Below are 19,999 nucleotides of genomic sequence, written 5' to 3'. Positions count from 1 at the left end.
TGCCCTACAGCCCGCCGAGCCTCAAGCTACGCACTTCTAATAATCAAAATGCGTGTTTCAACGAGGCTGTTGTGTCCAAAGGTATTGTTCTGTCTGTTCTGGCATCGAGCCTGTTCGGTGTCATGTATTACTTCACATCCCTGCTCTGGCCCTTGAGCGGCGCCGAGATCTTCGGCTGGCGGATGCTCCTGACCCTGCCCTGCATGACCCTGTTCATGTGCTTTTCCGGCGATTGGCGATTGATTCCGGTGATTTTCTCGCGGCTGCGCCAGCAACCCCGGTTCGCTGCGGTGCTGGTAGCATCCAGTGCCCTGGTGGGTGTGCAGCTCTGGCTGTTCCTCTGGGCGCCACTCAATGGCCACAGCCTTGACGTATCCCTGGGCTACTTCCTGCTGCCGCTGACCATGCTGCTCACCGGGCGCCTGGTGTATGGCGAGCAACTGTCCCACCTGCAAAAAATCGCTGCCGCACTGGCCACGCTCGGGGTCGCCAACGAAGTGTACCGGGTGGGCGGGTTCTCCTGGACGACGCTGGTGGTGGCTATCGGCTATCCCTTGTACTTTGTGCTGCGCAAACGCGCTGGCACCGACAACCTCGGCGGCCTGTGGGTCGACATGTTGCTGCTGATGCCGGTGGCCTGGTGGTTTGTGCAAAGCGGCGAGCAAGGCTTTGATGTGGCCAGCCATCGCCCGGCGCTGTATGCGCTGATCCCGATGCTGGGAGGCATCAGTGCCCTGGCACTGATCAGCTACATCCTCGCCAGCCGGATGCTGGCTTTCAGCCTGTTCGGCCTGCTCAGCTATGTTGAGCCGGTGTTGCTGGTACTGGTCGCATTGCTGCTGGGTGAAAGCATCAGCGCGGGGCAATGGCTGACCTACCTGCCCATCTGGCTGGCGGTGCTGGTACTGATTTATGAGGGGTTCAAGCACCTGGTGCGTCAGCGCCGGTCGGTGTAGCTACCCGGTTTCCATGTGGGAGCGGGCTTGCCCGCGATACAGGCGATGGGGTCTGCCCGATGCACCCCGTCCTCCGATCGCGAGCAAGCCCGCTCCCACAATCAGCCGCAAAACACACCGTTAATCAGTTTTTTTGAAAAACACGAACGCACGTTTTAAACGACTTTGGCCCAGTAATTGCTTGCGTTTTTTAAACTTAAACATCACCAACAAGAATCACTCCCAAGTAACTGGTTTAAAAGGCGTTTGCCAATGGCCTCCAACAGCCTCAAGCTATGTGCCCACTCACATGAGTAACGTTGTAGATCCATTGAGGTTGTTGTGTCTAAAGGCATTGTTCTATCGATTTTGGCTTCCTGCTTGTTTGGCGTCCTGTACTGGTTCACTTCCCTTCTCTGGCCCCTCGATGGCCAGGAAATCTTCGGCTGGCGAATACTGATCTCGCTGCCCTTCATGACCCTGTTTATCTGCCTCTCTGGCGATTGGAAATGGGTTCCTATCATTTTCAAGCGCTTACGCGATAAACCTCTACTGATTCCTTGCGTACTGCTCACCAGCTTCCTGGTGGGTCTGCAGCTTTGGATGTTTATGTGGGGGCCGCTCAACGGACACGGTCTGGATGTGTCGCTGGGCTACTTCCTGTTGCCCCTGACGATGATCCTCACCGGCCGCATCGTCTACGGCGAGCACCTGTCGCACCTGCAAAAAATCGCCACGGCCCTGGCCGTGGTCGGCGTGGCCAATGAGCTGTATCGCACCGGCGGGTTTTCCTGGACGACCCTGGTGGTCGCCATCGGTTACCCGATGTACTTCGTGCTGCGCAAGAAGATCGGCATCGACAACCTGGGTGGCCTCTGGCTGGACATGTTGCTGATGGTTCCGGCATCCCTGTGGTTTGTGCTGGCAGGGCCGCATATCGACCTTGGCGAGCAACGCCAGGCGCTGTATGCGCTGGTCCCGCTGATGGGCATCATCAGTGCTGCCGCCGGCTTCTCGTATATCCTGGCCAGCCGCCTGCTGCCCTTCAGCCTGTTTGGCCTGCTCAGTTATGTCGAACCGGTATTACTGGTCGCCGTCGCCCTGCTGCTGGGCGACAGCCTGCAAGACGGTCAATGGCTGACCTACGGGCCGATCTGGCTGGCAGTGGTGGTACTGATCATTGAAGGCTTGAAGCACGTGAGCCGTCAGCGCCGCTCCATCTAGGCCGCAACAGCCCGCTTCAAACCGGTAACCAGAGTTTGAAGCGGGCACCGCCCAGGGGCGATTGCTCGACGTTCAGCGTGCCGCCCTGCGCTTGCAAGGCGCGGCGGCTGATTGCCAGGCCCAGGCCAAAGCCGCCGGTCGCCCGGTCGCGGCTGCGGTCCAGACGGTAAAACGGCTCGAAGATGCGCTCGCGCTCCTGCTCGGGAATACCGATACCATCGTCATCCACCCACAGTTCGCAGCCCTGCGCAGTGACGTTGACCCCCACCTGAATGCGCCGGTCGCAGTAACGCATGGCATTGCGCAGCAGGTTTTGCAGCGCCCGCGCGGTCAGCCGTGGATCAAGGGCAAAGCGCTCCTGAGTACCGTGCAACAGCACATCCAGGACGATTTCCGGGGCCTCCAGCTCCTCATCGAAACTGCCGAGGATGCTGTCGATAAATTCATCCAGCGACACGTCGACCCGTTCCGGCAGCAACGCCGGGTTCTGCAGGCGGCTGAACGACAACAGTTCAAGCACCAGCTCATCCAGCTCGCGGATATGCCCCACCAGCACTTGCAGGCGCTCACGACTGGCTTCGGGCAGGTCATCACACAACACCAGGGCCAGGCCGAAATCCAGACGTGTCAAAGGCGTGCGCAGCTCATGGGACACCGCATTGAGCAAGTCACGCTGCTGGTTGAGCAGATGCTCGACATCCTGCGCCATCGCGTCAAACACCGTGGCCAGGCCATAAATATTGGAACGCTGGGAGATCTGCGTGCGTTCGCTCAACTGCCCCTGGCCAATGCGCGCCGCCGTCAGTTTGAGCCGTTCCAGGTCGCGCCAGTGCGGCCGCAGCCACAACAGCAGGCCGCCGAGCATGGCGGCACCGATCAGTACGTTGATGCTCCAGTACAGCACATTCATGTCAAACGGGTCAGGCGGCATGACCCATTCGATTGCCACCTGATCGTCCAGCGGTGAAACCACCAGTGTCCGCCAGCCCCACTCGCCAATGCGCAACACGCCCTGCCCCTGCTTCAACTGTTGTTGCTCGTCGGCAGTGAACTTGGCATCGGTGATGGGCAGCAGGTTGACTCTGATGGGCTGGAACTGCGTGTCGATTTCCCGGGCCAGGTCGGGCCATTGTTCAGCGGGCAGATGGTGGAACTGTTTGACCAGCAGGGCCTGCATGCCCCGCGACATGTCGATGTTGTAGTTCATGAAACGCTCGTGAAACAGCGACACGATCACCCCGGGCACCAGATAACTGGCCATGGCAAACGTCACGATGGTCACCAGATAGAGGCGTATCAGGATCTTGAACATGGCCTCAGCATTCCCACTCGGAGCGGCTGAACAGGTAGCCCTTGCCCCATACGGTCTTGATCTTGCGCGCTTCACCGGCGCAGTCGTCGAACTTGCGCCGCAGCTTGGAAATAGCCACGTCGACCGAGCGGTCCGTGCCATTGAACTCGATACCGCGCAGACGCTGCAAAATCTGGTCGCGGCTCAGCACTTCACCAGCGTGGCGGGCCAGCACCACCAACAGGTTGTACTCGCCGCTGGACAGCTCGACGGTCTGCCCGCGCCAGTTGACGGTGCGCTCCGACAGGTCGATGCACAGGTTGCCGATAATGATGCGGTCACTGGCCATCTGCGGCTCGGCCAGGCTGCTGCGACGCAAAAGAGTGCGCACGCGGGCCAGCAGGACGCGGGGCTCGCAAGGTTTTGTCACATAATCGTCAGCCCCCATCTCTAGCCCCAGCACCTGATCATGGCTATCGTCGCGGGCCGTCAACATCAGGATCGGCAGGCTTGCCGACTCGGTACGGAGCAAACGGCAGACTTGCAGGCCATCGAGGCCCGGCAACATCAGGTCAAGAATGACCAGGTCCGGGGGGTTGCTTCTTGCTCTGTCACATACTTGATCGCCGCGGGCAATCACGCTGACTTGATAGCCATTGCGCTCCAGATAGCTGGCAATCAGCTCCGAAAGTGCGGCATCGTCTTCGACCAGCAAAATAGTGGGCATAATAACTGCTTACAACCGGGGGAAACCCGAAGGATATACAACCTGGCAGGGATAGCCGCATAACCTTCACACTTTTTCACACACCCTCTACATAGCTTCACAACGCCCCTTGCGTGCTGCGCTTAGCATGCCAAACAGAAACATCCCGCATATTTCAGAAGGCACGATCGTTGAAAAAGCTCTTCGCCCCTCTATTTCTAACGGCCCTGGCCCTGGCCATCAGCGCCTGTGACAAAAGCCCGGTCGCTGAAACCCGGCCGCCTCTGGCCAAAGTGCGCACCGAAGTCATCGCCACGGCGCCACTGTCGGTCAATAACGAATTGAGCGGGCGCGTGGTCGCCCCGCGCGTGGCACAAGTCAGTGCCAGGGTCGCCGGCGTGGTGCTCAAGCGCGTGTACACCGAAGGCAGTGAAGTCAAACAGGGCGATGTCCTGTTCCTGATCGACCCTGCACCGTTTCAGGCCGATCTGGACAGCGCCAGTGCAGCACTGCGCAAATCCGAGGCAGTGGCCCTGCAGGCAAAACTGCAGGACCAGCGCTATGCCGAACTGATCGGCATCAATGCCATCAGCCGCCAGGACCATGACAACGCGCGCGCGGCAGCGCAGCAAGCCAACGCCGATGTGGCCGCCAACAAGGCCGCCGTGCAGCGCGCAAAACTGAACCTGGGGTATGCCACCGTGACCGCGCCGATTTCCGGGCGCATTGGCCGCGCGCTGGTCACCGAAGGCGCACTGGTCGGCCAGGGCGAGGTCACGCCGATGGCGCGCATCCAGCAACTGAACCCGATCCATGTCGACCTCACCCAATCCACCCGTGACCTGGACAACCTGCGCGAATCCTTCCGCGCCGGCGAACTGCAGCAAGTCGGCAAGCAGCAGGCCAGGGCCACCCTGATTCGCGACAACGGCAGCGCTTACCCGTTACCGGGCAAATTACTGTTCACGGATGTGACGGTGGACCCGAGCACCGGGCAGATCATCCTGCGCAGCGAATTCCCCAACCCCGACTATGACTTGCTGCCCGGCAGCTTTGTGCGGGTACGCCTTGAACAGGCCGTCAACAAGGAAGGCATCAGCGTGCCGCAACGGGCCATCCTGCGCGACAGCGCCGGTATCGCCCAGGTGCTGTTGATCGATGCCGACAACCGCGTGCAGTTGCAACCGGTACAACTGGGCGGCGCGCAAAATGATCGTTGGGCGGTCACCTCAGGGCTCAAGGCCGGTGACCGGATTGTCACTGAAGGCCTGCAACACGCCCGCCCGGGCGAACAAGTCCAAATCGATGACCCGACACTCCCTCTCGCACACTCCACGGATCGGTGAGCATGCCGCAGTTCTTTATCGACCGCCCGGTCTTCGCCTGGGTCGTTGCGTTGTTCATTCTGCTGGCGGGGGCCCTGGCCATCCCGCAGCTGCCTGTCGCCAAATACCCCGATGTGGCGCCGCCGCAGGTTGAGGTGTACGCGATTTACCCGGGGGCCTCGGCGCAAACCCTGGACGAAAGCGTGGTCAGCCTGATTGAGCAGGAGCTCAACGGCACTGACGGCCTGCTGTATTTCGAATCCCAGAGCAGCCTGGGCAGTGCCAGCATTACCGCGACGTTCAAGCCCGGCACTGATCCGGAAATGGCCCAGGTAGATGTCCAGAACCGCCTCAAGGCCGTCGAGTCACGCCTGCCCCAGGCGGTTATCCAGCAAGGCTTGCAGGTAGAGAAAATCTCCTCGGGCTTTTTGATGCTGGTGACCCTGACCGCCGACAGCACCAGCACCCTGGATGAAGTCGCGCTCAGCGATTACCTGGCGCGCAACGTGATGAACGAGGTCAAGCGTATCGACGGCGTGGGCAAGGCCCAGCTGTATGGTGCCGAACGGGCCATGCGCATCTGGATCGACCCGCAAAAGCTTATTGGCTTCAACCTGACCCCGGCGGATGTCAACCAGGCCATCGCCAGCCAGAACGCCCAGGTTTCGGCAGGCAGCATCGGCGACTTGCCGGGCCGCTCCACCCAGGAAATCACCGCCACGGTACTGGTCAAGGGCCAGCTCTCAACCCCGCAAGAGTTTGCCGATATCGTCCTGCGCGCCAACCCAGACGGCTCAACGGTACGCGTCAGCGATGTGGCCCGGGTTGAGATCGGCAGCCAGGAATACCAGTACGGCACCCGCCTGAACGGCAAGTCTGCCAGCGCCTTCAGCGTCAAGCTGGCCCCGGAGGCCAATGCGCTGAACACCGGCAACCTGATTCGCGCCAAAATGGACGAACTCAGCCGCTACTTCCCGGCAGGCGTGTCGTACACCATCCCCTATGACACCACCCCCTTCGTCAAAGTCTCGATCACCAAGGTCATCTACACCCTGGTCGAGGCGATGGTGCTGGTGTTCCTGGTGATGTACCTGTTCCTGCAGAACATTCGCTACACCCTGATCCCGACCCTGGTGGTGCCGGTGGCACTGATGGGCACGTTCGCCACCATGCTGGTGCTGGGGTTCTCGATCAACGTACTGACCATGTTCGGCATGGTGCTGGCCATCGGTATACTGGTGGACGATGCCATTGTGGTGGTGGAGAACGTCGAGCGGATCATGGTCAGCGAGGGGCTTTCGCCCCGTGACGCCACACGCAAGGCGATGACCCAGATCAGCGGCGCAATCGTCGGCATCACCCTGGTGCTGGTGGCCGTGTTTATCCCAATGGCCTTTATGCCGGGTTCGGTGGGCGTGATCTACCAGCAGTTTTCGCTGTCGATGGCGACCTCGATTCTGTTCTCGGCATTTTTGGCCCTGTCATTGACCCCGGCGCTGTGCGCAACCCTGCTCAAGCCGATTGCCAAGGGCGAGCATCACACCAAGGGCGGCTTTTTTGGCTGGTTCAACCGCAAGTTCGAGCACCTGAGCGCAGGGTATGAAAACTGGGTGGTGCATCTGATCAAGCGCAGCGGCCGCTATCTGCTGGTGTATGGCGCTTTGTTGGTGATTCTGGTGCTGTGCTTCGCACGCCTGCCCTCCTCCTTCTTGCCGGTGGAGGATCAGGGCTACATCATCACCGATATCCAGCTGCCGCCCGGGGCCAGCCAGAACCGCACAATCAACGTGGTCAAGCAGATCGAGGCGCACAACGCCAGCGAGCCCGGTGTGGGCAACACCACCATGATCCTGGGGTTCAGTTTCTCGGGCAGCGGGCAAAACGCGGCACTGGCCTTCACCACCCTGAAGGACTGGTCGCAGCGCGGCGCCAAAGATTCGGCAGCAGCGATTGCCGACCGGGCCAACGCGGCCTTCAGTGAACTCAAGGACGCAATTGCCTTTGCCATCTTGCCGCCCCCGGTCAGTGGCCTGGGTACCTCCAGTGGTTTTGAGTTCCGCCTGCAAGACCGCGGCGGGGTTGGCTACGACGCATTGATGCAAGCCCGCAGCGAGCTGCTGGCACTGGCGCAAAAAAGCCCGGTACTGGCCAATGTCCGCGAAGAAGCGCTGGCAGAGAGCCCGCAGGTGCAACTTGAAGTCGATCGCAAGCGCGCCAATGCCCTGGGGGTTTCCTTTGCCGACATTGGTGCCGTGCTGTCGACGGCCGTGGGTTCGGCCTACATCAATGACTTCCCGAACCAGGGGCGCATGCAGCGAGTCGTGGTCCAGGCTGAAGGCGATCAGCGCAGCCAGGTCGAAGACTTGCTGAAAATCAATGTGCGCAACGACCAGGGCAAAATGGTGCCACTGTCAGCCTTTGTCGAAGCCCGCTGGATCCAGGGGCCATCACAGTTGACGCGCTATAACGGCTACCCGGCCATCAGCATTTCCGGGGAATCGGCTGGCGGCCACAGTACGGGCGAAGCGATGGTAGAGGTACAGCGTCTGGTCGACCAGTTGCCTGCAGGCATGGGCCTGGAATGGACCGGTTTGTCGTTGCAGGAGCAGGTGTCCGGCGCCCAGGCACCGGTTCTGCTGGCCTTGTCGCTGCTGATCGTATTCCTGTGCCTGGCAGCACTCTATGAAAGCTGGTCGATACCGACTGCGGTTTTGCTCGTAGTGCCACTGGGTGTGCTCGGCGCCGTGCTGGCGGTAACGCTGCGCGGGATGCCCAACGACGTGTTCTTCAAAGTGGGTCTGATCACGATTATTGGTTTGTCAGCGAAGAACGCTATCCTGATCATCGAGTTTGCCAAGACCTTGTACGACGAAGGCCATGACCTGGTGGACGCGACCGTGCAGGCCGCCCGCTTGCGTCTGCGTCCGATTGTCATGACATCGCTGGCGTTTATCCTCGGCGTGGTGCCATTGGCCATTGCCACGGGGGCCAGCTCGGCCAGCCAGCAGGCCATCGGTACCGGTGTGATCGGCGGCATGATTGTCGCCACCCTGGCGGTGGTGTTTGTGCCGGTGTTCTTCGTAGTCGTCATGAAACTGACAAGAAGCAAGCCTCGCCAACGTTAAGCCAGCGCGGTGCGTGCTAAGGTGCTGCATTATTTGGTAACAGGGATTGTTTATGTCGCACCTTGCCCGCACCCATCCTCGCCTCACCATCGCCACCCTGCTCGGGGTGGCGGTCGGCATTTTCGCCCCCGCCTCCACACTGACCACCAAGTTCCTGCTGGGCTGGAATGCCGGGGTCTGGCTGTACCTGGCCATGACGCTCTGGCTGGTAATCCGCGCCAAAGCCTGTGACGTGAAAAGCACGGCCGAAGTGGAAGATGAAAACGCCAGCATGGTGTTAATCACCGTGTGCATTGCCTCGATTGCCAGCCTGGCGGCGGTGACCCTGGAACTGTCAGGCAGCAAGCTCAGCGATGGCGATCGCCTGATGCATTACGGTTTTACCGGGCTGACGGTGGTGGGATCGTGGTTGATGATCGGGGTGATTTTCAGCCTGCATTACGCAAGGCTGTTCTATAACAACGAAGGGACCGAGCCGGCGCTGCGCTTCCCTGAGGGAGAACTGAACCCGGACTACTGGGATTTCATGTACTTCTCTTTCACTCTCAGCGTTGCGGTACAGACAGCCGATGTGAGTATCGCCACCCGCGAAATGCGCAAGGCGGTGCTGGGGCATTCACTGCTGGGGTTTTTGTTCAACACGGCCGTGCTGGGGTTTTCGATCAATATTGCGGCGGGATTGTTTTAGGGGGCAATTCAAAGACCCTCACCCCAGCCCTCTCCCAGAGGGAGAGGGAGCCCGATCGGGTGGATATTAAAGAATCGACCATCTGATGGTATTGAGTTGAATTGCGCATCAACTCGGTCAGTCCCCTCTCCCTTTGGGAGAGGGTTAGGGTGAGGGGCTTTAAGCTAGTCAGTGCTCAACACACCACGACGCACCTGGTCGCGTTCGATGGATTCAAACAGCGCTTTAAAGTTGCCTTCACCAAAGCCGTCATCGCCCTTGCGTTGAATAAACTCGAAGAACACCGGGCCCATCAGGGTTTCCGAGAAGATCTGCAACAGCAGACGCTTGTCTTGCGAGTCAGATGAACCGTCCAGCAAAATCCCCCGCGATTGCAGCGCTTCCACCGGCTCGCCGTGGTTGGGCAGGCGGCCTTCGAGCATTTCGTAGTAGGTTTCTGGCGGTGCCGTCATAAAGCGCATGCCGATTTTCTTCAGGGCGTCCCAGGTCTTGATCAGGTCATCGCTGAGGAATGCCACGTGCTGAATGCCTTCGCCATTGAACTGCATCAAGAATTCTTCGATCTGCCCTGCGCCCTTGGACGACTCTTCGTTCAAGGGAATGCGGATCATGCCGTCCGGAGCGGTCATGGCCTTGGAGGTCAGGCCGGTGTATTCGCCCTTGATATCGAAATAACGAATTTCACGGAAGTTGAACAGCTTCTCGTAGAAGTTGGCCCAATACGCCATACGGCCGCGGTACACGTTATGGGTCAGGTGATCGATGATCTTCAGCCCCGCTCCCACCGGGTGGCGGTCTACGCCTTCGATAAAGACAAAATCAATGTCGTAGATCGAGCTGCCTTCACCGTAGCGGTCAATCAGGTACAGCGGCGCGCCGCCAATGCCTTTGATGGCTGGCAGGTTCAGTTCCATTGGTCCGGTAGGGATATGCACCGGCTGAGCGCCCAGTTCCAGCGCGCGGTTGTAGGCTTGTTGCGCGTTGCGCACGCGAAAGGCCATGCCGCAGACCGAAGGGCCGTGCTCGGCCGCAAAGTAGGACGCAACACTGTGGGGCTCGTTATTGAGGATCAGGTTGATATCGCCCTGACGGTACAGATGGACATCTTTGGAGCGGTGGGTCGCCACCTTGGTGAAGCCCATGATTTCAAACACAGGCTCAATGGTATTGGGTACAGGGGATGCGAATTCGATAAATTCAAAGCCCATCAGGCCCATCGGGTTTTCGTATAGATCTGCCATTTTCGGCGCCTCATCATGGTCATTTTTAGAATTAACAGGGGGTTATTCACTAACAATGCCGAGGCTGGCAGGAGGCGCACAGGAGATCCCGCGTACACTGCGCGCAAGGAAATCTCCGTAGATCAATTGCAACCCGAATCGCTTCATTTCGATCCATCTCTTACGCGGTAGGGCTTCTGGTGGCAGAAGTCGTTATTCTTGTATGCGTAAGCCGATTCTACATGGCGTAATCCGGTTTGTCCTACCCCATGTGAAATACCCGCAGGCAACGCTGGACATTTACTATTGTTCAGTAGCTTGCACCCAAGTCTTCCTAATGTGTACCAGGACTCTGAATGCCACTCACACTGAAACTGAGCCGTAAATGGACCGACCGCTACGCATTGATTGTGCTCAGTGGTCTGTTGCCGGTGGTGCTGGGGGTCCTGATCATTATCTGGCAGGCCCACCGTTCGCTTGAACTTGAAGCCACCCGCACCGCGACTGAAGCCGTGCGCCAATTCGACCTGATGCTCGACAATGCCAAACTGGCCGCGGATATCGTCTTGCCGCTGGCAGGCCAGGAGTGCCCTCAGGTTGAACTGGCCCTGCGCGAACAAGTTGTACGGCGCCCGTTTGTACGCTCAGTGATTCTGGTCTGGCACAACCAGGTTTACTGCACCTCCTTGTTTGGCAGTTTTAAAGCGGCGGTCAACCCTGACCTGTATAAAGATGGCGTGCTGTCACTGATGGACGGCACGGACGTAACCCCCGAAGACCCCGTTCTGGTTTACCGGCAAAACAACGGCGAGCGTGGCGTACTGATCGTGTTGTATGGCTCGCACCTGGTTAATCTACTGGCCCTGATCAATCCTAAAACCGAATTGATCATTGAAGTCGGCAACCACTGGATTGACCGCTATGGCCAGGTGCGCAACACGCCCACGCCTCAACCGCCTTCGGCACTGACTGCCGTGTCATCGCCAGCGTTTCCTTACCGGGTTGTGGCCGGTTTTGATAAAGATGAAGTATGGCGCCGCATTATTGTTGAATACCCGGGATTACTGGGTTTGTTGATCTTCCTGGGGCTGATCTCTGCTGCCACGGTTAACCGGCTTAAAAAACGCTCCTCTTCCCCGACCCATGAAATGCAACGGGCACTGGACGCTGCCGAGTTTATTCCTTACTTCCAGCCCGTTGTTCGCGGCGATACCAAACAATGGGCCGGGGCAGAAGTGTTGATGCGCTGGCAACACCCAAAAGAAGGCCTGGTGCGGCCGGACTTGTTTATTCCTTTTGCCGAGCACTCAGGGTTGATTGTGCCCATGACGCGCTCGCTCATGGCCCAAACCGCGCAGTGGCTGGCCCCCCATGCCAGCGAACTGGAACCCGGATTTCACCTGGCATTCAATATTGCCGCCCACCATTGCCAAAACCTTGAGCTGGTTGAGGACTGCCAGCGTTTTCTTGCCGCATTTCCCCCCGGGCATATCAATCTGGTGCTGGAACTCACCGAGCGCGAATTGATCGTGCCCAGTACCACCACTCACCACTTGTTCAGCCAGTTGCACGCCTTGGGGGTGATGATTGCGATTGATGACTTTGGCACCGGGCATTCAAGCTTGAGTTACTTGCGCGAGTTTAATGTCGACTACTTGAAGATCGATCAGAGTTTTGTCGCCATGATTGGCGCCGATGCATTGTCCAGGCATATTCTGGACAGCATCATCGAGCTGAGCGCCAAGCTGGATTTGGGGATTGTCGCCGAAGGGGTAGAAACACAAGAACAAAGTCAGTACCTGGCCGACCAGGGCGTTGATTTTTTACAAGGTTATCTGTTTGCCCGGCCCATGCCGCCCGCCGAGTTTATTCTGGCTTTGCAAGCACGCTTAACCCCTTCTTAATATAAAGCAGGCGTTGCCCATGAAACTTTTTCCAATCGACAGCCTGCAGCACTTGGCAGCGCAGCAATTAACATCTACAATTTTTTTGTGTCAACATGAACTTTTAAATGTTTGCATCAGCGGGCGCGGCAGCAAGTGGGTGGCACTTGCACGTTAGCCCTGTAAATCTTGTGCATTCCAAACATCATTAATTCGCTTCGGTGACATGCCACCGAACCTGTGAATGGAGTAATGACTTTGTCTAGACTTGCTGAGTTTCGCGCTGCTGAAAAAGCGCTACAAGAACAGCTGGCTCAATTGGAAGCCTTGAAAAATGATGCGGGACTGAAAAAAGAAATCGAGTTCGAAGAAAAACTTCAGGCCTTGATGAAAGCCTACGGCAAAAACCTGCGGGACATCATCGCCATTCTTGACCCCAACCCTGCTGCGTCAAAAGGGGTTGCGGCCCCCAAACAACGCAAGGCACGGGTGCTGAAGGTCTACCAGAATCCGCACACCGGCGAACTTATTGAAACCAAAGGCGGCAATCATCGCGGCCTGAAAGCGTGGAAAGAAGAGTACGGTGCTGCCACAGTGGACAGCTGGCTGCGCGCTTAAAGCCTGTACACAATCAAGGCCCCGCCAGAGCGGCAATGTTGTTTACTTAAGCGATTTGTGCATCTGTAGGAGCGGGCTTGCTCGCGATGGTCGTGAACGAAGACGCGTATTTACTGAGTAAATGCGCTGCTCTGAAGACCATCGCGAGCAAGCCCGCTCCCACACTTGAACTGCGTGACTCTTAAGTGAACAGCATTGCGCCAGAGCGGGGCTTTTTTTATCGCCAACGCCATTAAAGTTGTTTAATTACAAAGACTCCACTTCATTCAGCTTCGTTCAAGCCCCTACTTATCATCGGGTTGTTTGAGTGCAACACTCGAAGATCCCCCCCGTTAAACCCATGCACTATTTCATTCCTTGAACATGCCCGCACATTTAACTCCCCCATCAGCGCCTCAATAATCAATACCCTACGTCTAAAGCAGTAATACTTTGTAGGAATTGTCCTATTGTGCGATCCATACGACCAAATGGCTGTAAACGCGCCCGCACTTCACAATTTTTTCACATCAAGGGTCACAGGATAGAGGCTGCTAAAGGATTAGCGCCCCATGCCCGCTTCGGCGGGCTTCTTTTTGCCCGGGATTTGCCCGCCACCCTGCTCTGCCCCTTGCCGCAGACCGCCTGCACCGCTGAAAACGGGTTTGGCGCCAGACGTCACATTCCGTATCATTCGCCCATCACGCTCACCGTAGCGACCGATCACCTATGCATTATTTTCGGAGGGTTCATGAGCCTGCAAGACCTGAACAACATCCCCGGTGTCACTGCTGCCCCGGATAGCGCAACGCAAAATTTCGTATTCAACCACACCATGCTGCGCGTCAAGAACATCGAGAAGTCCCTGGACTTCTATACCCGCGTCCTGGGTTTCTCCCTGGTTGAGAAGCGTGACTTCCCCGAAGCCGAATTCAGCCTGTACTTCCTGGCGCTGGTCGACAAGGCTCAGATCCCGGCAGACGACGCAGCCCGCACTCTGTGGATGAAGTCGATTCCCGGCATTCTGGAGCTGACCCACAACCACGGTTCGGAAACCGACGACAGCGTGGTTTACCACAACGGCAACACCGACCCGCGCGGCTTTGGCCATATCTGCATTTCGGTGCCGGATATTCGCGCCGCCTGCGAGCGTTTTGAAACCCTGGGCGTGGACTTCCAGAAGCGTCTGAACGATGGCCGCATGAAGTCCCTGGCATTCGTCAAGGACCCGGACGGCTACTGGGTCGAGATCATCCAGCCGCAACCGATGTAAAAACCGGACGCAAAAAAAAAACCCATGATTGCTCATGGGTTTTTTTATGTCTGCGCGCTTAGTCCGGCGCAGAGGTGCGGATCAGATGATCAAAGGCACTCAGCGAGGCCTTGGCACCTTCACCTACGGCAATCACGATCTGCTTGTAGGGCACGGTAGTCACGTCACCGGCTGCAAAAATGCCGGGGATGGACGTTTCGCCGCGGGCATCGACCACGATTTCGCCGCGAGGCGTAAGCTCCACCGCCCCTTTGAGCCAGTCGGTGTTTGGCAGCAAGCCAATCTGCACAAAGATGCCTTCCAGTTCGACCGTGTGGGTCTCACCCGACTGACGATCCTTGTAACGCAAACCGTTAACCTTCTGGCCGTCACCGGTCACCTCGGTGGTTTGCGCGTTGGTGATGACCTTCACGTTCGGCAAGCTGTGCAGCTTGCGTTGCAACACGGCATCGGCGCGCAGCTTGGTGTCAAACTCCAGTAACGTCACATGGGCCACAATACCGGCCAGGTCGATGGCTGCTTCAACACCGGAGTTGCCGCCGCCGATAACTGCAACGCGTTTACCCTTGAACAGCGGGCCGTCGCAGTGCGGGCAGTACGCCACGCCACGGCTGCGGTATTCCTGCTCGCCCGGCACGTTCATTTCACGCCAGCGCGCACCGGTCGCCAGGATCACGGTCTTGGCCTTGAGCGAAGCGCCGCTGGCAAACTTCACCTCGTGCAACTCCCCTGCCTTGCCGGCAATCAGCTTGTCGGCACGCTGCAGGTTCATGATATCGACGTCGTATTGCTTGACGTGCTCTTCCAGCGCCGTGGCCAGCTTCGGCCCTTCAGTTTCCTGAACCGAGATAAAGTTCTCGATGGCCATGGTGTCCAGCACCTGACCGCCGAAGCGCTCGGCTGCCACGCCGGTGCGGATGCCTTTACGCGCAGCATAAATGGCCGCTGCTGCACCGGCCGGGCCGCCGCCGATCACCAGCACGTCAAAGGCTTCCTTGGCGCTGATTTTTTCGGCCTGGCGCTCAATGGCGCTGGTGTCGAGCTTGCCCAGGATCTCTTCCAGGCCCATGCGGCCCTGGCCAAAGTTGACACCATTAAGGTAGACGCTGGGCACCGCCATCACTTGACGTTCGGTGACTTCGTCCTGGAACAGGGCGCCGTCAATCGCCACATGGCGAATGTTCGGGTTTAGCACGGCCATCAGGTTCAGCGCCTGCACAACGTCAGGGCAGTTCTGGCAAGACAGCGAGAAATAGGTCTCGAAGTTGAACTCGCCTTTAAGGGAGCGAATCTGTTCAATCACTTCGGGACTGGCTTTCGATGGGTGGCCGCCGACTTGCAGCAAGGCCAGCACCAGCGACGTAAATTCGTGGCCCATGGGGATACCTGCAAAACGCAGGCTGATATCGCCGCCCGGGCGGTTCAGCGAGAACGAAGGCTTGCGCGAATCGTTACCGTTGTCCAGCAAGGTGATCATGCTGGAAAGGCTGGCGATTTCTTTCAACAGGTCATGCATTTCACGGGATTTCGCACCGTCGTCGAGCGAAGCAACAATCTCGATCGGCTGCGTGACCCGCTCCAGGTATGACTTCAACTGAGCTTTTAGATTGGCGTCCAACATACGGGCGATCTCCTTAATACTGAATTCTGTGTAAAAAAAACGCCCGAGCGAATGTCGCCCGGGCGTTTTGAGGGCGATGCTGCTTGCAACTCAGGTGCGGATCACCGCCCTAGGGTTCATCACAGACTTAGATCTTGCCGACCAGGTCCAGCGATGGAGCCAGGGTGGACTCACCTTCTTTCCATTTAGCCGGGCACACTTCGCCTGGGTGGGCAGCCACGTACTGAGCAGCCTTGATTTTGCGCAGCAGCTCGGAAGCGTCACGGCCAACGCCGCCATCGTTCAGTTCAACGATCTTGATCTGACCTTCAGGGTTGATCACGAATGTACCGCGGTCAGCCAGGCCTGCTTCTTCGATCAGCACGTCGAAGTTGCGCGAGATGGTCAGCGTAGGGTCGCCGATCATGGTGTACTGGATTTTGCCGATGGCTGGCGAAGTGTTGTGCCAGGCAGCGTGGGCAAAATGGGTGTCGGTCGACACGCTGTAGATTTCCACGCCGAGTTTCTTGAACTCTTCGTAGTTGTCAGCCAGGTCTTCCAGTTCGGTTGGGCAAACGAAGGTGAAGTCGGCTGGGTAGAAGAACACGACAGACCACTTGCCTTTCAGGTCAGCGTCCGACACTTCCACGAAGCTGCCGTTTTTGTAGGCAGTTGCTTTGAATGGTTTAACTTGGCTGTTGATGATAGGCATCGTTGACTCTCCGTCAGGGTTGAAAAGTTGATGGGGTGAATCCTAACAACTCATTGCGTATCTGGCTCATTGGCAAAGCTGATGCTGACGATTGGTTTTAGCTATCAGGCGTACCTATAAATAGCCGAAAACTAAATATGATCCACCTGAACAGGTTTCAACTTGATGTCGATCAGTTGCCGATGTTTTTTTGCGCGGTGATGCTCATCCCGGTAAACGGGGTGGCTTCAACATAGCGCATGGCTGACTTGATGTCTTTCCAGCCGACGTAATTCATCAGCGACTTCAGGTCCCAGCCACTTTGATGGGCCCATGTTGCAAAACCGCGACGCAAGGAGTGACTGGTGTACTGCTCGGCCGGGATGCCGGCGCGTTCCAGGGCCTGGCGCAGCAGCGGGATCACGCTGTTGGCGTGCAACCCCTCCTCTCCCAGGTTGCCCCAGCGGTCAATCCCCCTGAACACCGGGCCGCGTACCAGGGCTGCCGTGTTGAGCCATTCAATATAGGCGCGCACCGGACACAGGCGCAGCAAAGCCGGGGTCTGGAAGGTTTTGCCGAGGTTGTCGCGATCGCTTTTGCTGCGCGGCAGGTACAGGGTAATGCCTGCCCCCTCCACGGCCTGCACATGCTCGACTTGCAAGCGGCACAACTCATCACTGCGAAACCCGCGCCAGAAACCGAGCAGGATCAGGGCGCCATCGCGCCTTGCGCGCAACAACCCTGGCCGATCGCCGCAGGCTTGCGCAGACAGGGCCTCACCCTCCAGCCACTCGACCACTTGTTCAAGATGCTGCAATTGCAACGGGGCCGCCTGCTTCTCCTGTACCGGATGCAAGGCACGTATGCCCTTGAACACCTTGCGCACCACCGGCGCCTTGGTCGGGTCGGCAAAGCCCTGGCTGTTGTGCCACTGGGCAATGGCTGACAGGCGCAGCTTGAGGGTGTTGATCGACAGTTGCCCGGCATGGGCCACCAGATAGCGCGCCACGCTGTCGCTGGTGGCCGGCAGAAACCCGCCCCAGGTCACTTCGAAGTGCTCGATGGCAGCCCGATAACTGCGGCGGGTGTTGTCGCGGGTCGCAGCATTTAAATAGCGATCCAGCTCGCTCATGGGGCAGCTCTCTTGTGTGGCGTACTGAAAACGGGCCTTAAAAGCAGTTCCAAGGCTCTAACACGGGATAATACCAGTATATCCCGTGTTATTTTTAACAAAATAAACCAATAATAATGTGCTAATATAGTATGTAATTACATGATACATACCACAGTACATAATCGTAGGAGACAGGCATGGCGCGCGGCGGTGTAAACAAGGCAGTCGTACAAATTGCACGCACGGCGATCCTGGCCCGTGGCGAGCACCCGAGCATTGATGCGGTACGTATCGAAATGGGTAATACCGGGTCCAAGACCACTATCCACCGCTACCTGAAAGAGCTGGATGAGGTGGATTCGCGCCGTGGCGCGCCCCGCGAGCAGATCGATGACGAACTGACCGAGCTGGTCGCCCGCCTCGCCCAGCGCCTGCAAGAGCAGGCGCAAGAGCCCATCGACCGGGCCCAGGCGCATTACGAGCAGCTCAAGGTGCAGCTGCAGGCGCAATTGAGCGAGGCGCAGGACGCCCGTACTCAGCTGGAGCAGCAACTGGAAATCCAGGGCACGGCCCTGCAGCAGGAAAGCGCCAACCTCGACGCCACCCGCTCCATGCTGCAGGCCGAACAGACCCGCAATGCCGCCCTGAACCAGGCCTGCAGCGACTTTGACCTGCGCCTCAAGGACCGCGACGAGCAGATCCGTTCGCTGGAAGAGAAGCACCTGCACGCCCGCGACGCCCTTGAGCACTACCGCAGCGCGGTCAAGGAGCAGCGCGAGCAGGATCAGCGCCGCCACGAAGGGCAGCTGCAGCAAGTGCAGATGGAGCTACGCCAGGCACAACAAAGCGCACTGGTGCGTCAGGACGAAATCACCCAGCTGCATCGCGATAACGAGCGCGTATTGAGCGAGAGCCGTGCCCTGAGCAAGGAGCTGAACCAGGCCAGCGACCAGCAGCACAAGCTGGGCAACCTCAATGCACAGCTCACCGCCCAGCTCGGCCAACTGCAGAGTGAGCGCACCCTGCTTCAAGAGCGCCTGCGCGTGGCTGCACAGGAAAGTGAAGGGTTGAAGCAGGCCCACACCCAGATCCAGGAAAGCCACGCGGCCCTCTCCTTGCGCGCCATAAAGGCTGAAACCGCACTGGAAAGCCTGCAGGCGCTAAATAAAGATGCGGAGCAAAGCGTGCCCACCAAAGATCAGTAGAGCTACCTGACTCGATCCAGGCCCAACCCTGCGGGAGCGGGCTTGCTGTGGGAGCGGGCTTGCTCGCGATGGAGTCGCCGCGGTATGCCTGAGAGACCGCAGTGCCCGAATCGCGAGCAAGCCCGCTCCCACAAGCTGCCCGCCCCCACAAAAGCTGCATAGACACACCCATCTTCGTTCAGCTACCGTTCAGGCAATGCAATCGATTCTTGTTTGGCAATACGTATCAATAAGTTACAAATTAGCACCCTATCTAATTTGTGACGCGGTAGCCCACCATGCTGGTTCCATTTCTGATCATGCTGCGCGAAGGGATTGAGGCCGCGCTTATCGTCGGCATCATTGCCAGTTACCTCAAGCAAACCGGCCGTGGGCAATGGATGCCCGCTGTATGGATCGGGGTCTTCCTGGCCGCTGCGCTGTCATTGCTGGTCGGTGGCGGACTGGAGTTGATGAGCGCCGAATTCCCGCAAAAGCAGCAGGAACTGTTTGAAGGTATTGTCGGCCTTGTCGCCGTCGGCATTCTCAGCTCGATGGTGTTCTGGATGCGCAAGGTCGCGCGCTCGATCAAACACTCGCTGCATACCTCCCTCGACCACGCCCTCGCCGGCTCCAAACATCAGGTCACGGCCTTGATTGCAATGGTCTTCTTCGCTGTCGCCCGCGAAGGGCTGGAGACCGTGTTTTTTCTCCTCGCCGTCTTCCAGCAAAGCGAAGGCCCGGCCGCACCGCTGGGCGCCCTGCTCGGCTTGCTGCTGGCCATCGGCGTCGGCTTCGCCATTTACAGCGGCAGCATGCGCCTGAACCTGGGGCTGTTTTTCCGCTGGACCGGGCTGTTCATTCTGGTGGTCGCCGCAGGGATTCTGGCCAACTCGGTACAGGCACTGCACGAAGCTGGCGTGTGGAACCATCTGCAGGATGTGGTCTTCGACATCAGTAGCCACCTGCCAATGGATGGCCCGCTGGGTTCGGTGCTCGCCGGGATGTTCGGCTACCAGGACGCCCCCACCGTCAGCGTGCTCGGTGCTTATGTGATTTATCTGGTCGTGACGCTGGTGATGTTCTTTCGCTCGCCGGCACCGCCCAAGACCGCCCACTCTTCCTCAGTCACAACCCCATAAG

Annotated in this window: 16 protein-coding genes; 10 read left to right on the top strand and 6 right to left on the bottom strand. The window is 58.3% G+C overall.

The features are described 5' to 3' along the window. Positions 1–71: 71 nt before the first annotated feature. Together rarD (BFC21_RS05575) and rarD (BFC21_RS05570) are read left to right on the top strand one after the other, a co-directional pair. A complete protein-coding gene (rarD, locus tag BFC21_RS05575; RefSeq protein ID WP_088377373.1) occupies positions 72–956 on the top strand; it encodes an EamA family transporter RarD in 885 nt (294 codons plus the stop codon). 321 nt (positions 957–1,277) lie between these two features. Further along, on the top strand, positions 1,278–2,159 hold the full coding sequence (gene rarD / locus BFC21_RS05570; protein WP_029611407.1) for an EamA family transporter RarD: 882 nt from the start codon (positions 1,278–1,280) through the stop codon (positions 2,157–2,159). 16 nt (positions 2,160–2,175) lie between these two features. Here rarD (BFC21_RS05570) and BFC21_RS05565 read toward each other — a convergent pair whose 3' ends face one another. Continuing rightward, a complete protein-coding gene (locus BFC21_RS05565; RefSeq protein WP_088377372.1) occupies positions 2,176–3,471 on the bottom strand; it encodes an ATP-binding protein in 1,296 nt (431 codons plus the stop codon). Positions 3,472–3,475: 4 nt separating this feature from the next. Further along, positions 3,476–4,177, bottom strand: coding sequence for a response regulator transcription factor (locus BFC21_RS05560; protein WP_016780901.1), 702 nt, complete (start codon positions 4,175–4,177; stop codon positions 3,476–3,478). Between the two features lie 170 nt (positions 4,178–4,347). Here BFC21_RS05560 and BFC21_RS05555 point away from each other — a divergent pair, with 170 nt between their 5' ends. Genes BFC21_RS05555 through BFC21_RS05545 form a run of 3 tightly spaced genes read left to right on the top strand, consistent with a single transcriptional unit; the run spans position 4,348 to position 9,294 of the window. Further along, on the top strand, positions 4,348–5,502 hold the full coding sequence (locus BFC21_RS05555) for an efflux RND transporter periplasmic adaptor subunit (RefSeq protein ID WP_086797110.1): 1,155 nt from the start codon (positions 4,348–4,350) through the stop codon (positions 5,500–5,502). Between the two features lie 2 nt (positions 5,503–5,504). Then, positions 5,505–8,606 (top strand): efflux RND transporter permease subunit, encoded by a 3,102-nt coding sequence (locus BFC21_RS05550; protein ID WP_095004907.1) that lies wholly within the window; start codon positions 5,505–5,507, stop codon positions 8,604–8,606. A gap of 52 nt (positions 8,607–8,658) precedes the next feature. Continuing rightward, positions 8,659–9,294: a DUF1345 domain-containing protein gene (locus tag BFC21_RS05545; RefSeq protein ID WP_088377370.1), complete on the top strand. Its 636-nt coding sequence runs from the start codon at positions 8,659–8,661 to the stop codon at positions 9,292–9,294. Positions 9,295–9,458: 164 nt separating this feature from the next. Here BFC21_RS05545 and hppD read toward each other — a convergent pair whose 3' ends face one another. Beyond that, positions 9,459–10,535, bottom strand: a complete 1,077-nt coding sequence (hppD, locus tag BFC21_RS05540; protein WP_120265777.1) for a 4-hydroxyphenylpyruvate dioxygenase — start codon at positions 10,533–10,535, stop codon at positions 9,459–9,461. Between the two features lie 335 nt (positions 10,536–10,870). On the opposite strand from hppD, the gene BFC21_RS05535 reads away from it, so the two are divergent. From BFC21_RS05535 to gloA, 3 genes are all read left to right on the top strand, one after another. Next, complete coding sequence (locus tag BFC21_RS05535; RefSeq protein ID WP_088377368.1) at positions 10,871–12,418, top strand: EAL domain-containing protein; 1,548 nt, start codon at positions 10,871–10,873, stop codon at positions 12,416–12,418. 237 nt (positions 12,419–12,655) lie between these two features. Next, entirely contained in the window at positions 12,656–13,015 is a 360-nt protein-coding gene (locus tag BFC21_RS05530) for a histone-like nucleoid-structuring protein, MvaT/MvaU family (protein ID WP_088379470.1), read from the top strand. A 730-nt stretch (positions 13,016–13,745) separates the two neighbouring features. Beyond that, positions 13,746–14,267: a lactoylglutathione lyase gene (gloA, locus tag BFC21_RS05525; protein WP_016780893.1), complete on the top strand. Its 522-nt coding sequence runs from the start codon at positions 13,746–13,748 to the stop codon at positions 14,265–14,267. Between the two features lie 58 nt (positions 14,268–14,325). Here the strand turns inward: gloA and ahpF are convergent, their stop codons facing one another. The 3 genes from ahpF to BFC21_RS05510 form a co-directional block, all read right to left on the bottom strand. After that, positions 14,326–15,888, bottom strand: a complete 1,563-nt coding sequence (gene ahpF, locus BFC21_RS05520) for an alkyl hydroperoxide reductase subunit F (protein WP_088377367.1) — start codon at positions 15,886–15,888, stop codon at positions 14,326–14,328. A gap of 127 nt (positions 15,889–16,015) precedes the next feature. Continuing rightward, positions 16,016–16,579 (bottom strand): alkyl hydroperoxide reductase subunit C, encoded by a 564-nt coding sequence (gene ahpC, locus BFC21_RS05515; RefSeq protein ID WP_016780891.1) that lies wholly within the window; start codon positions 16,577–16,579, stop codon positions 16,016–16,018. A gap of 172 nt (positions 16,580–16,751) precedes the next feature. Continuing rightward, a complete protein-coding gene (locus tag BFC21_RS05510; RefSeq protein ID WP_086797102.1) occupies positions 16,752–17,690 on the bottom strand; it encodes a site-specific integrase in 939 nt (312 codons plus the stop codon). Between the two features lie 179 nt (positions 17,691–17,869). On the opposite strand from BFC21_RS05510, the gene BFC21_RS05505 reads away from it, so the two are divergent. Both BFC21_RS05505 and efeU read left to right on the top strand, forming a co-directional pair. Beyond that, positions 17,870–18,877: a DNA-binding protein gene (locus tag BFC21_RS05505; protein ID WP_088377366.1), complete on the top strand. Its 1,008-nt coding sequence runs from the start codon at positions 17,870–17,872 to the stop codon at positions 18,875–18,877. A 278-nt stretch (positions 18,878–19,155) separates the two neighbouring features. Continuing rightward, on the top strand, positions 19,156–19,998 hold the full coding sequence (gene efeU, locus BFC21_RS05500) for an iron uptake transporter permease EfeU (protein WP_095004902.1): 843 nt from the start codon (positions 19,156–19,158) through the stop codon (positions 19,996–19,998). The last annotated feature ends 1 nt before the right edge of the window (position 19,999 follow it).

It is taken from the genome of Pseudomonas sp. TMW 2.1634 (assembly GCF_001703595.1).
Classification (GTDB): Bacteria; Pseudomonadota; Gammaproteobacteria; order Pseudomonadales; family Pseudomonadaceae; genus Aquipseudomonas; species Aquipseudomonas fragi.
This window is presented reverse-complemented; position numbering and strand designations above follow the sequence as displayed.